Source organism: Collimonas sp. PA-H2 (assembly GCF_002564105.1).
GTDB lineage: Bacteria > Pseudomonadota > Gammaproteobacteria > Burkholderiales > Burkholderiaceae_D > Collimonas.
On the sequence record NZ_PDBX01000001.1, the window covers coordinates 3,233,234 to 3,245,607 of the forward strand.

At 52.8% G+C, this 12,374-nt stretch carries 15 protein-coding genes; 10 read left to right on the forward strand and 5 right to left on the reverse strand.

Annotated features, from left to right (window positions below; genetic code table 11):
• Positions 1 to 191: 191 nt before the first annotated feature.
• A complete protein-coding gene (locus tag BCF11_RS14810; protein WP_098495404.1) occupies positions 192 to 653 on the reverse strand; it encodes a helix-turn-helix domain-containing protein in 462 nt (153 codons plus the stop codon).
• Between the two features lie 127 nt (positions 654 to 780).
• Here BCF11_RS14810 and BCF11_RS28010 point away from each other — a divergent pair, with 127 nt between their 5' ends.
• The 9 genes from BCF11_RS28010 to BCF11_RS14850 all read left to right on the forward strand — a co-directional run bounded on the left by BCF11_RS28010 (position 781) and on the right by BCF11_RS14850 (position 6,636).
• Positions 781 to 933 (forward strand): hypothetical protein, encoded by a 153-nt coding sequence (locus BCF11_RS28010; RefSeq protein ID WP_158229203.1) that lies wholly within the window; start codon positions 781 to 783, stop codon positions 931 to 933.
• 10 nt (positions 934 to 943) lie between these two features.
• Positions 944 to 1,201 carry an ogr/Delta-like zinc finger family protein gene (locus BCF11_RS14815; RefSeq protein WP_098495405.1) on the forward strand — a complete coding sequence of 86 codons (258 nt, stop codon included), beginning with the start codon at positions 944 to 946 and terminating at the stop codon, positions 1,199 to 1,201.
• 134 nt (positions 1,202 to 1,335) lie between these two features.
• On the forward strand, positions 1,336 to 1,734 hold the full coding sequence (locus tag BCF11_RS14820; protein WP_098495406.1) for a hypothetical protein: 399 nt from the start codon (positions 1,336 to 1,338) through the stop codon (positions 1,732 to 1,734).
• Positions 1,735 to 1,736: 2 nt separating this feature from the next.
• Positions 1,737 to 1,955, forward strand: coding sequence for a hypothetical protein (locus BCF11_RS14825; RefSeq protein WP_098495407.1), 219 nt, complete (start codon positions 1,737 to 1,739; stop codon positions 1,953 to 1,955).
• Positions 1,956 to 2,062: 107 nt separating this feature from the next.
• Positions 2,063 to 2,401, forward strand: coding sequence for a hypothetical protein (locus tag BCF11_RS14830; protein ID WP_098495408.1), 339 nt, complete (start codon positions 2,063 to 2,065; stop codon positions 2,399 to 2,401).
• Complete coding sequence (locus tag BCF11_RS14835) at positions 2,398 to 4,365, forward strand: replication endonuclease (RefSeq protein ID WP_098495409.1); 1,968 nt, start codon at positions 2,398 to 2,400, stop codon at positions 4,363 to 4,365. Before BCF11_RS14830 ends, BCF11_RS14835 begins: the two co-directional genes overlap by 4 nt.
• Positions 4,366 to 4,592: 227 nt before the next feature.
• Positions 4,593 to 4,793: an AlpA family transcriptional regulator gene (locus BCF11_RS14840; RefSeq protein ID WP_098495410.1), complete on the forward strand. Its 201-nt coding sequence runs from the start codon at positions 4,593 to 4,595 to the stop codon at positions 4,791 to 4,793.
• A gap of 746 nt (positions 4,794 to 5,539) precedes the next feature.
• On the forward strand, positions 5,540 to 6,133 hold the full coding sequence (locus BCF11_RS14845) for a type II TA system antitoxin MqsA family protein (RefSeq protein ID WP_098495411.1): 594 nt from the start codon (positions 5,540 to 5,542) through the stop codon (positions 6,131 to 6,133).
• The gene (locus tag BCF11_RS14850; protein ID WP_098495412.1) at positions 6,130 to 6,636 is read left to right on the forward strand and encodes a hypothetical protein; all 507 of its coding nucleotides are present in this window, start codon (positions 6,130 to 6,132) and stop codon (positions 6,634 to 6,636) included. The genes BCF11_RS14845 and BCF11_RS14850 overlap by 4 nt, the downstream gene beginning before the upstream one ends.
• A 68-nt stretch (positions 6,637 to 6,704) precedes the next feature.
• On the opposite strand, the gene BCF11_RS14855 is transcribed toward BCF11_RS14850, so the two are convergent.
• Positions 6,705 to 7,925, reverse strand: coding sequence for an integrase arm-type DNA-binding domain-containing protein (locus BCF11_RS14855; protein WP_098495413.1), 1,221 nt, complete (start codon positions 7,923 to 7,925; stop codon positions 6,705 to 6,707).
• Between the two features lie 802 nt (positions 7,926 to 8,727).
• Here BCF11_RS14855 and BCF11_RS14860 point away from each other — a divergent pair.
• Complete coding sequence (locus BCF11_RS14860) at positions 8,728 to 8,928, forward strand: DUF1059 domain-containing protein (RefSeq protein ID WP_098497518.1); 201 nt, start codon at positions 8,728 to 8,730, stop codon at positions 8,926 to 8,928.
• A gap of 55 nt (positions 8,929 to 8,983) precedes the next feature.
• Here BCF11_RS14860 and trpE read toward each other — a convergent pair whose 3' ends face one another.
• The 3 genes from trpE to rpe all read right to left on the reverse strand — a co-directional run bounded on the left by trpE (position 8,984) and on the right by rpe (position 12,117).
• Positions 8,984 to 10,498, reverse strand: a complete 1,515-nt coding sequence (trpE, locus tag BCF11_RS14865; protein ID WP_098495414.1) for an anthranilate synthase component I — start codon at positions 10,496 to 10,498, stop codon at positions 8,984 to 8,986.
• Positions 10,499 to 10,756: 258 nt separating this feature from the next.
• Positions 10,757 to 11,455 (reverse strand): phosphoglycolate phosphatase, encoded by a 699-nt coding sequence (locus BCF11_RS14870; protein ID WP_098495415.1) that lies wholly within the window; start codon positions 11,453 to 11,455, stop codon positions 10,757 to 10,759.
• Positions 11,452 to 12,117: a ribulose-phosphate 3-epimerase gene (gene rpe / locus BCF11_RS14875; RefSeq protein WP_098495416.1), complete on the reverse strand. Its 666-nt coding sequence runs from the start codon at positions 12,115 to 12,117 to the stop codon at positions 11,452 to 11,454. Before rpe ends, BCF11_RS14870 begins: the two co-directional genes overlap by 4 nt.
• Between the last annotated feature and the right edge of the window lie 257 nt (positions 12,118 to 12,374).

Below are 12,374 nucleotides of genomic sequence, written 5' to 3' on the forward strand. Positions count from 1 at the left end.
AAGATTCAGGAACGACTGGAAATAATCTCGGAAAACGCCAGCGAGGGGTGATTTTTTTATCAGCAACCTGTATCATCCCGCTCCCGGTTGTTTTACCGGTCTTCCCCTTGCAACGCAATTTCTTCTTACGTTTCGACTTATCGACGGCAACCCTGAATGAAACGGTCAGGCGGGACAGACGTCGCCTGCTTTTATAGAGGGTCCTTTTTTTTACCGCCGATTTTATTTACTATTTTTCCGCTCGATATCGTGCCGTGATTAGTGCCACCTTGAATTACTTGGGCATTCTTCCCCGTAATCGTATGGACGAGTTGTGCTTGTTTTTCGCGCACGGCAGTGGATGGATCAGTCCCCAAGCCGTCAACCATTCCGAGTACGCTAACTTTCCCTCGGATATCGAGGCATCGATATCCCCGCAGTAATTCGTCTTCATCCGTCGACAGTTCCGCTGATGACACCTTACCCGTCAGCACGTATTGGACATCCACACCCGCTGCCGCGACAAGAGCGAGATAGTCCCAATCGGGGCTTCTTTTGCCAGCTTCGTAATTAATTTGAGAAAGCCGTTGGACCCCGCCAGCCGCCGCCATCGCGTCTTGGCTCAGTTCTAATCTCTTTCTTTCTTCTCGCAGCCTATCGCCAAATGAATTCATTTATTTCCATTTTCTATTTACATGTATACGATTGCATACTAAAATTGAGGCAATCCTAGTCACTACACATCATATCACCATGCAAATATTGCCAAAAGATAGACGTCTTCCCAATGGAACGATTTCCATGCCACGCAACGTGCGCATCACGACCGATGAAATGGTTGAGATCAAGCAGTACGCTGCCAACGAAAAGAAATCACATACCTGGTTCTTGCGCGTCATGGTCTTGCGCGGCCTTGAAAGCTACAAGCGCGAACTAGCCTTTAAATCACAATAATCGATCTCGCATGAGAGTCATCAGCATTCCTTGCCCGCATTGCCGCCACCGCGTGCGCGCTGCTAAAAGCCGCACTATGTCCGAGCTGATGAAAGAGATCACGTACATGTGCCAGAACCCTGATTGCGGTCATAGCTTCGTCGCCAGCCTAGAAGTGCTGCGCACCTTGTCTATGTCGGCAATCCCGAATCCTGATATTCGTATCCATGTTTCCCAACATGTCCGCAACGCTTGTGCCAATCAGTTGGCGCTATTCAAGAATGATTGAGGCACGCATGACTACCTTCTGCATCTTGGCTCCACCGTAATCCTCCGCTAGTTCGTTTCGCCCCTCCCGTTGCACCCTGCAATGCCTGATTTCAGGCATGCGGGATTCGTTCACCCTGAAATAAGGAAATCACTATGCAAAACACCATCACACTACTTTGGCTCGGCCTCGGTTTCACCATCGCCGACCGCGTCCAGGTCGATCAATTGAACGATTGCGTATTCAACGAGTGGCTGCAAATCCCACTGGAAAGCAGGCGCGATCTGGCGCTTGTGGTGACAGATGAAGATGATTTTTCAGCCGCCTTTGCCGGCACCGCAGTTGACGGCTTCCGGTTCATCTTCCTGCAAGACTGCAAGATCGATCCTCTGGTCGCATTTTCTGGCATGAGCTTCAACGACCTCCGTGCAATGCCAACCTGTAATTACACCAATAACAGCCGGGGCAAGCTGGTTCACTACGCCCGCAAGTACGTCTACAAGACGATTTTCAGACAACCTAGATATATCTTCGAACCAGCCGAGGCGCTTTGATCATGGCCGCGCAAACGACTCTCACCATGATAAAGCGCATCACGGTGAATCCAGCAGTAACGCGTCGGCACTCAGATCCGACCGTAGGGATGTACACCACGCAAGAAGTTAATTTCCATTTTCATGACGACAGTCTGCACACGCTGCGTCTTCATCTTGATGCCGGTCTGAACGCGCTGGCTATGGGCGAATTGATTACCAATAAAGAGGTGACAGCATGAAAAAATTGAAAAACATTCTTCTCGACCTGGGCGTGATCACGCTCGGCTGCCTTCTCATGATGGCGGGCCCATTGCTGCAAGCCACCGGCGTCATTGGAGGTTAAACCATGGCGACCCGCTCCCAACAAACGCACCAGGACATTGCGTACACACACCTGACACACGCCTACATCATGCTGGCCGGCGACAAGGAAAGTGTGCGCGCTGGCCGTTGGAATGGCATCCCGCCGCGTGACCGACAGATGCTGGCGCACATGGCCGGCATTGGCAGCAAGAAGGGTGACACCACCTTGCAATCGCTGAACGCCCTGGAGCGCGGCAAGCTGCATTTCGAAGCCCGCCGGCTTATCAAGCAACTTGAAATCGTCCTGCGCTGTGCGCAAGGCGGCGAGTTGCCCAGCCAGTTTCCGGCAGCAGGTCACGAATCGGACGGTATCGCTGCATGAGCTATCGTTTCTATTCCTCCGAGGCCATCACCGGCTTGCCCAAGCGAATGGGCCGCGCCCTGCGCGACCTGTTCGCCCGCGACGGTTACGAAAAGCACGAACACAAGGTCGATGTCATTGATGAGATCTGGTCTGCCGACCATTTCATTTTGCCGCCAGATGCGCCAGATGAGGCGCTGTATCGCGCCGCCGACACTGCTGCCCGCGCCTGTTACCAGTTCTGTGCCGACCTGCAATCACTTGACGCGATTGTGTCAGCCATTCATGAACACTGCGACCGCCACGGCGTTGCCGCGCCAGCCGGTAAAGAAGAAGCCGAAATCATCCGCCGGGCGCTGGACAAGGCTTGGTGGCTGCGCGGCATCCGCAAGGCCCATGCGCGCCGCTGCGAACATATGGCGATCCGCCTGGGCTTTACTCATTTCAAGGCCGGTGCTTATGTTAGCAATGAGACAGCCTATCGTCAGCAGCGTCGTAATAAGCAGAATGCCAAGCTGCTGGCCTCCATAGAGATACAGAACGAAAACGGTCAAATCTATAACCTGGAAGCGTTAGCCGCCCTCGGTACGGCCAACAAGTCCATTCGGCACAGTGAATTGATGACACGGATTCGGGGCTTTGAAGAAATCGCCTTCGACCTGGGTCATGTCGGCATCTTTGCCACCATCACTGCCCCGAGTAAATACCATGCTGTCCTGAGCAAGAGCGGCGAACCTAACCCGAAATACAAGGCATTTGGCGAACCCACACCGCGTGATGCGCAAGCCTATCTGTGTGACGTGTGGAAGAAGATCCGTTCCAAGCTGCACCGTGACGGCATCCATGCCTACGGCTTCCGTATTGCTGAACCGCACCATGACGGCTGTCCGCACTGGCACATGCTGATGTTCGTCGCGCCCGAACACCTGGAGCGCTACGAGAAAGTCATGACGGCTTATGCCATGCGTGAAGATGGTGATGAATGCGGGGCCAAGAAGAACCGTGTCAAGCTGGTCCGCATCGAAGCTGGCAAGGGTACTGCCGCTGGCTACATTATCAAGTATGTCACCAAGAACACCGATGGCAAGAATCTGGACGAACACCATGTCATCGAAAATGGGCAAAAGCATATTCTGGTGGAAGACCTGGTCGGCGATGAACTGATCAAACCTAGCCAGCGTGTGTGCTATTGGGCGCAGACTTGGGGCATCCGGCAATTTCAGCAAGTCGGCGGCGCGCCTGTCGGTCCCTGGCGCGAGTTACGGCGCGTCAAAAGCGAAAGCATCCTGCATGCACCGGAAGCAGTGAAATCGGCGTGGCAGGCCGCGCAGAGCATCAAGGCCACGGAAATCAATGTGGTCGATGGCAAGCGTGTCAAAACCGTCAAGACCATCAAGCAAGCCTCTTACCGCGATTACCTGCTGGCCCAGGGCGGCCCCACGGTCGGGCGCAAGGGCCTGGTCAAGATCGCCACGCGCAGCACCGTGGTCGAAGGTAAGTACGCAACCTATGAGATGGACAAGCCGTGCGGGATTTATCACGCATGGAATCCTCACGCGGTGTACGAATCGGTCCGTTATCAGTGGACGGTCGTCGGCGCCGCCAAGGCTGTGGCTTTTGATCTACCTTGGACTGGTGTAAATAACTGTACGAAAAAATCTAAAAAGAAAATTTCTACTTCGGTTTTAACGCCGGAAGAAATAGCAGCAACAGCCGTTCGGCTTGCTGATTTCATCGAAAAAAATCCACAACCAGCTTATCAGCCGACCGACTGGTCGGCGATAGATAAAAAATCGAAAGACCTAGAACGGGAAACAGACAAATTTGCCACCGCGATGAATGCGCAGTGTGAAGAGACGCGCCGGCAGGAAGCCGCCGCTTACGAAAAAAACGACATGGCGGCACGCAAGCGTCTTGTCACGTCCTGGGCCGCTCTCGGCGCCTGCCCATATCCACGAATTTTTATTACTGAAAGGGACCTATGAAAATCTCAATGTATCTGTGCCTGACCATTTTGTTGATCTGTGCGTATTTCGGCCTTGGCCGGTTGGTTCACGTGATTTTCCGCACCTCATTGGTAGCAACCATCGGATGGTCGGCCGTTGGATTTTTAGCCTTGATGCATGGCATGCTTCAAGGGGCTTTCTATAGATAAGACATTCCTCTCGAGCGTGGTAAATAATTTATTGAAGAAAATCGCAGAAAAGGAAAAATGCAAATGAATCAACGGTTTATTCGGTTGCCTGAAGTACTGGGAATTGTTGGTCTTGGCAAGACCGTGGTTTACGGAAAAATCAAGGAGGGGACATTTCCACGCCAGGTAAAGCTTGGACGTATATCCGGTTGGGTCGAAGCAGAAGTGCAGGCATGGGTCAATTTGCAAATTCAACGGAGCCGAGGCAATTTTTCATAATATCAATCAGTTTGATAAATCTGAATTTGATCTATGGAAACGTGATTGATCGCGTATGCTTCAAGTTTGGTTGCCATGTGACATGAGTGAATTAAAGGCTGCATATTGCTTCTTTGGGGGGCTCAATTGATGATTGAGCGACTGAAATCATACTGAGCAACTACCAATCGCTGAGATATGTTAATGTTAATGCAAGTTGTAAATTGCCCAAAGTAAACAAAAAGTAGCCTTATAAATTACAAACAATAGTGCTATCTTTAAGGTATCATCCACTTTCTTATGCCGATACGACCACGTGCGAACCTTACGCCGGCCCCTGAAGACTTGGGGAGTCTGGAAGACAAAGATCGGTACATATATGGTGGACCCGTATATTCGTTGCAGGACGTCAAAGATTTTGTAAGCCAAAAAAATACAGATGCTATCAACATTGTTACGGCGAAAGCGGTGTCAGATCTACGCCATGAACTTCGCTGGGATCTGCGGGATATTTGCGGATTTATAAATTGCTTGGAGCGCTGTCATTATCGATACTCGCAGTGGTGTTATGCGTCAGCAAAAGCCACAATTCCTTATGCCGCAGACGTGTACATAATGGGATATAACAGAATTCGTAAACTAGAATGGCAGGAGGAAAATCCATGGAACTATTTCAAATTTTCTTATAGTAGCGCTGGAAATACGATTGAAATTTTTTCGATCCATCCCGAGAAAAAGTAGTTGTTAAATTTAATGGAGAATTTTTGATGAACACCTCAAAGCGTATTGCATGCAAATATTGTGATGCAGGACGTATGGTTGAAGTGAGCGTTGATGAGCACATAAAGAGCGGTCGTGCGAAGCTAGTCGTTAAAGGTATATTGCAGTGGCAATGCGATGTATGTGAGTCGGTCATGACGGACGCCCAACAGTACACGCATAACGAGAAGCTTGTTCGCGATGCTGAAAATCATAAGGCCGGATATATAACTCCAGCGATGTTACGAGATTTTAGAGAAAAATATTCGTTGTCGCAGAGGGAGGCTGGTCGCCTCATCGGTGCAGGGAAAGGCGCATTTGGCAAGTATGAGTCTGGGCATCACTTGTCTACTCCTACTGCGAAGCTTATTCGCGTGGCTTTGGCTGTGCCTGAAGCCGCACGCTATTTAGCAGTCGAAGAAGGGGTTAGTATTTCGTTGCCTACATTGGATGATATGTGGGATGAAAATGAACGCCCATTTTCTAAGGTAACGTTGATGCTACTGAATTCAAATGATTCGTTCATTGAGGCTGCCAACATGGCAGAGTTCCGAGAGAGTGAATCTACTTGGAAGACCTCACGAATGATGGAATGTGCATGAAACTAAGTCCATTCCAGCTTTTGCATAGTCGGCTTATAAAGATTCACGTTGATGAAAATCCCGTAAATCCTTTTCATAAGGAAGGGGTGAGCGTAATTCGTAGGCCAAAGGATATGTTTGAAATTGAGCAGTTCGCTCAGATCAAGCTGCAATCTCAAGACTCTAAAAAGAGTTCTGCCGAAGATGAGTCCAACGAAAAAATCTACTTTGCCATACTCGGTTTGAGAACAACGGATGACTCTGTTAAGCAAATTCCGTATTCATTTGAAATTGTTATTTCTGGGGTCATTCATGCGGAACCAATTGAAGGAAAGACCGACGCTGAAAATGCCGATTCGGCGGCACAATATTCATATAGCCTCCTTTATGGACAAATGAGAGAGACGCTTTCCAATTTGACTTCTCGTATGAAGTGGGGGGCTTTTATCTTGCCGACAGTTAGCTTTATGGATGCTAAGTTTCCTCAAAAAAATGATGAAATAGTGCGAAAAGCTGAGCAATGATCAAGCTTGGCACCATACACAACAACGTACTACCGACGTATACGTCAAAAAGGTAGTCGTTAACGAGGTCATGGCTGATTTATAGTGTCCAGTTTTTTTATGATTTTTTCAGGTATTTTGTCAATCCAATCCGCCCACGCTTGCATCATCTGTCGTCGCTCTGCTATATATTCGGCGTGATTGTAGGCAGCTTTCGTCCTGTTGTCTTCGGCGTGCGCAAGCTGTCGTTCAATCCATTCCGTGCGATAGCCCATCTCATAAAGCTGCGTGGAAGCAGTGGCGCGGAAATCGTGACCAGTCCATAGCCCGGAGCTGTAACCCATATTTTCTAGTGCACGGTTGATCGTGGTCGCACTCATGACGTCGTCAGGGCGTCTAAAATTTGGGAATAACCAATTGCCGGCGCCCGTAATTTTTCTCAATTCTTCCAATATAGCCACGACTTGCTTGGGCAATGGTACAGAGTGTACCCGCCGCATTTTCATGCGCTCGGCGGGAATTTTCCACTCTGCAGCTACCAGGTCGAACTCAGCCCACGACGCTTTACGTAATTCCACTGTGCGAACGAACGTATAGAGAATGAGGCGCAACGCAAGAACCGTTGTTCGGTTGCCTCCGTATTGCCGGACCCTGGCGAGGAAATCGCCAATTTCGTCCTCGGACATAGGTTTGCTGTGATTGATCTTTCGGCGATGGAGTGCGCCCGCGAGTGCAGCAGCTGGATCGCCATCGGCACGCAACGTCACAACAGCTCGGCGGAATACAGCTGAACACCACTGTCTTAGCTGGATCGCATACGACGCTGCGCCACGTTTTTCCATCGTTTGTAGAATATCGAGTAAGTGCGCAGCGGTCACATTTCGAATTGGCAAGCGGCCGATTTTGGGGAAAACGTTTTTCTCAAATGCGCTTGTCATCTGCTTAAGCGTATAAGGCACAACTTTGGTGGCCTTTATCTCTAGCCATTCTCGAGTGATCGCTTCAAAGGTATTTGCGCGTGATACCGCCTGCCGTAATTTCTCGGTATTCTTTTCGTGCGTTGGATTGATCCCTTGCTTGACCAGTTCACGGGCGCGCTCCCGTTCGCGGCGGGCTTCGGATAGCGAAACTGCGGGGTATTCCCCGATAGTATAGAGGCCATCTTTATCCGGTGTCAGCCAATACCGGTAGCGCCAGAATTTTGCGCCAGAAGGTCGAACTTGAAGGAATAGACCGCTGCCGTCTTGTAATGAATAAGGCTTGTCGGTCGGTTTGGCGTTGCGGATTTTGGTGTCTGTGAGTGATGGCATACCGGATAACACTGAATTGTATACGGTAGGTTATCCGGTTTTTTTGTGGCTGTCAGTAAACTTGGCCGAACGATGACGAACGAGAAGCCTAGATTTTATATAGCTGTAGCGGGAGAGTTTGAACGAGTGTGAATGCTACCGAACGCCAATCATAGTTGTCGATCATTAGCAGCATAATAGTTCTAACCCATTGATTTTGTTTGGGAATTTTGCCTGCGGGGTGCTTGCTTGGCTGCCTTGCAGCTTGTCCTGTTGTGGCGGCGCAAACACAAAAATCTGGCAGGCGACACTAGCGTGGTTTCGGCTTTCCACTAACCTTAGTCTAGGGACGCCATCGCAGTTGCGGGGTCGCGGGCTGAATAAAGTCGGCGGTGAGGCGGGATGTCTTCATGCCATGGGGGCAAATATCAGCGCAAGCATAGGTCGTTGTCAGTATAGCTTCGTGACGGCAAAGTGTAGCAATAATCATAGTCTTGAACGGAAATATCGGAACTGCTTCGATTTTATTCAAATGGCGCGCCCGACAGCAGCGGGTCGCCTTGCTTGTTAATCCCCAATATTGGCAACAGGAAAACCTGCTGCCGACCAGCCTGAACTGAGGCTTGGCGACAAAGTTCTTCCTAGGAAAGCATGCCGGAAAATCAGCTTTTCCGGCGCCTTCCGGCAACGTCAAGATTTGCATCGGCACCGCGTTGACAAATGCTTCTTTGATTCCTAAGATTTATTCTCAAGCGAGCTCGCAGCAGGCCGTTTGTGTGCATCGGATTTGAGCAATCATATTGCTGCAATGAAGGAGTTCACCATGTCACGCAAATACATCGACTGCCGCGAATATCCCAGTGATACCAAGTGTTCAGTGGCGATCGCTGCCGATAACGATGAAGAATTGCTGGCGGCAGCGGTCCAGCATGCGGTCAGCGTTCACGGCCACCAGGACACCCCCGAATTGCGTAGCCAGCTTGGACAGTTATTCAAGGAGGGTACGCCGCCGCTAAAAATCTGACGGCGGCCGCATCAGCGCTTGGTTTCTTGTGCTGGCCATAAGGACATGGCCAGCATCAGATTTCACCATCCAGGCCGTCTTGTACCTGTTCCGCCGCGCGCAACACCGCGCGCGCCTTGTTTTCGGTTTCCTGCCATTCCATCTCGGGCACCGAATCGGCGACGATGCCGGCCGCTGCCTGCACGTACAGCATGCCATCCTTGATGACGCCGGTGCGGATCGCGATGGCGACATCCATTTCGCCGCCGAACGACAGGTAGCCGCAGGCGCCGCCATAGATGCCGCGCTTGGTCAGCTCCAGCTCGTCGATGATTTCCATTGCGCGCACTTTCGGCGCGCCGGACAGGGTGCCGGCCGGGAAGGTGGCTTTCAGCACATCCAGGTTGGACAGGCCGGATTTCAGCTCGCCTTCGACATTCGAAACGATGTGCTGCACATGCGAATATTTTTCGATCACCATCTGGTCGGTGACCTTGACGCTGCCGGTTTCGGCGATGCGGCCGATGTCGTTGCGAGCCAGGTCGATCAGCATCACGTGTTCCGCGATTTCCTTGGGATCGGCCAGCAGTTCCGTGGCCAGCTGCGCATCCTGTTCCGGGGTGCTGCCGCGCGGACGGGTGCCGGCCAATGGGCGGATGGTCACGGTGCGCTTGGCTTCGCCGTTGGCTTTGGGAGCCGAGGTTTGTTCGTTGCGGACCAGGATTTCCGGCGAGGCGCCGACAATCTGCATGTCGCCGAAATTATAGAAGTACATATACGGCGACGGATTCAGCGAGCGCAAGGCGCGGTACAGCATCAGCGGTGAATCGACGTAAGGTTTCTTGATGCGCTGGCCGATCTGGACCTGCATCAGGTCGCCGGCCATCACGTATTCCTTGGCCTTGGCGACGGCCTTCAAATAATCTTCGCGCTTGAATTCGCGGATGATTTCGGTGCGTACCGAAGCAGAGGTAACCGGTGCGTCGGCCGGACGGCGCAGCATGTTGCGCAGGTCTTTCAGGCGTTGCCGCCCTTTGGAGAAAGCTTCCGGCTGGGTCGGATCGGCATACACGATCAGGTACAGCTTGCCGGATAAATTGTCGATCACCGCCAGCTCTTCGGTCAGCAGCAGCTGGATGTCAGGCAGGCCGAGATCGTCTTTCGGCGTCGAGTGCGCCAGCCGTTTTTCGATGTGGCGCACCGTGTCGTAACCGAAGTAGCCGGCCAGGCCGCCGCAAAAGCGTGGCAGGCCGGGGCGCAGCGCAACTTTATAGCGCGCCTGGAATTCGGCGATGAAATCGAGCGGATTGCCTTCGCGGGTTTCGATGACCTTGTCGTGCTGGAGCACTTCGATGCGCGTGCCGTAGCTGCGCAGCAGCGTGGTCGCAGGCAGGCCGATGAAGGAGTAGCGGCCGAAACGCTCGCCGCCGACTACCGATTCCAGCAGGAAGGTGTTCTTGCCGGTCTGCTGGGTTTGCGCCAGCTTCAGGTACAGCGTCAACGGGGTTTCGAGATCGGCAAAGGCTTCGGCGATCAGCGGGATGCGGTTGTAGCCTTGCGTGGCCAGCGATTTGAATTCGAGTTCGGTCATGTTTCTCTCCAGGCCGCTATTGTAGAACAGCGGTGGTTCACTACAAAAAACGTTGCCTGAATTTTAAATCTCGGGGAGGGGATGTGTCGTCACAGTGTGGCCACATTTTGTCCGCAAGTACTCAGGCAGCAGCTATCGGTGGGTTCAGTTAGCCCAGGATTGCCAGCGTCGCCATAGCCAGGCCCCGGGGGCGGCTAGGAGGACATGAAGTTTTTTGTTGAAAAACATGAGAGATAGGGCGTTTTTAAATAAGTCGATTCAGTGGCTTATATTTTGTGCTGCAACAAGCAGCGAGGTGACTATACCATCGGAATCGACATTTTGTATAGACTCGCCGTGATTGTATCCATAAGGCACGTTAAACACCGGACAACCGGCCGCGCGGGCAGCCTGGGCGTCATTGCTGGAATCGCCGATGGCCAGCACCTGCGCCGGTTGCAGCTGGAAATCGGCGCACACGGCCAGCAGCGGCATCGGGTCCGGCTTCTTTTTCGGAAAAGAATCGCCGCCGTAAACCACTTCGAAATAATCGCGCAAGCCGGCTTTTTCCAGCAAGGCCACGGCAAACTCCAGGGGTTTGTTGGTGACGCAGGCCAGCCGCAAGCCTCGCTCGCGCATGGCTTGCAAGCCTTCCACCACGCCTGGATAGATGGTGGCCAGGCTGCCGTTGACCACGGCGTAGTGGCGTTGGTAGGAATCCAGCGCTGCTTCGAAATGCTGCTCGACCTCGGCTGCCTGATAATCGACGCCGAGCACGCGGCGGATCAGGTTCTCGCTGCCTTTGCCGACGAAGTCGACAATGGTTTGCTGCGGCAGCGGCGCCAGGTCCAGCTCGGCGCGCATGCGGTTGACGGCGGCGTGGAAATCCGGCGCCGTGTCCAGCATGGTGCCGTCCAGGTCGATGATGGCGGCGGCGATGCCGCTCAGCGCTGTCGGGGCAGTCGCCGTTGTCTTCATACGGTTGCCAGCTGCGCGCGCATGTCGTCGATGACGGCCTTGTAGTCGGGCTTGCCGAAGATGGCGGAGCCGGCCACGAAAGTATCGGCGCCGGCCTTGGCGGCCGCTGCGATATTCTCGATCTTGATGCCGCCGTCCACTTCCAGCATGATGTCGCGCCCCGATTCGTCGATACGGCGGCGCACCTCGGCGATTTTCTTGAGCGCTTGCGGAATGAAGGACTGGCCGCCGAAACCGGGGTTGACCGACATGATCAGGATGATGTCGATCTTGTCCATCACATAGTCCAGGTATTCCAGCGAAGTGGCGGGATTGAACACCAGGCCGGCCTTGCAGCCGTGGTCGCGGATCAGCTGCAGCGAGCGGTCGACGTGCTCCGAACCTTCCGGGTGGAAAGTGATGATGTTGGCGCCGGCCTTGGCGAAGTCGGGAATGATGCGGTCTACCGGCTTGACCATCAGGTGGACGTCGATCGGCACCTGCACGTGCGGGCGGATGGCTTCGCACACCAGCGGGCCGATCGTCAGGTTAGGCACGTAATGGTTGTCCATGACATCGAAGTGGATCATGTCGGCGCCGTCGCGGACAACATTGCGTACTTCCTCGCCCAGGCGGGCGAAGTCGGCGGAGAGGATACTTGGAGCAATACGGTAGGTTGGCATGAGGCTGTCCAGGGAAAGGCGCAAAAGATCGCTATTTTACCCTTTAGCCTAGTGTAGTGTTTCACACATAATGACACTTAATAAACGGCGTCTTTTCGCGCCATGCGTCGTTGCAAATCCTCGCGATAGCCCGCTATCGCTCCGGTTTGCGCCTAGCCTGGCACGAAAATACACCATTTCTTAAGCGCCATTACATGCGAAACACTACACTAGCATCAGGCGCCCTTGCAGCTTGCGTCAGGGCAGAAATTCGTGTG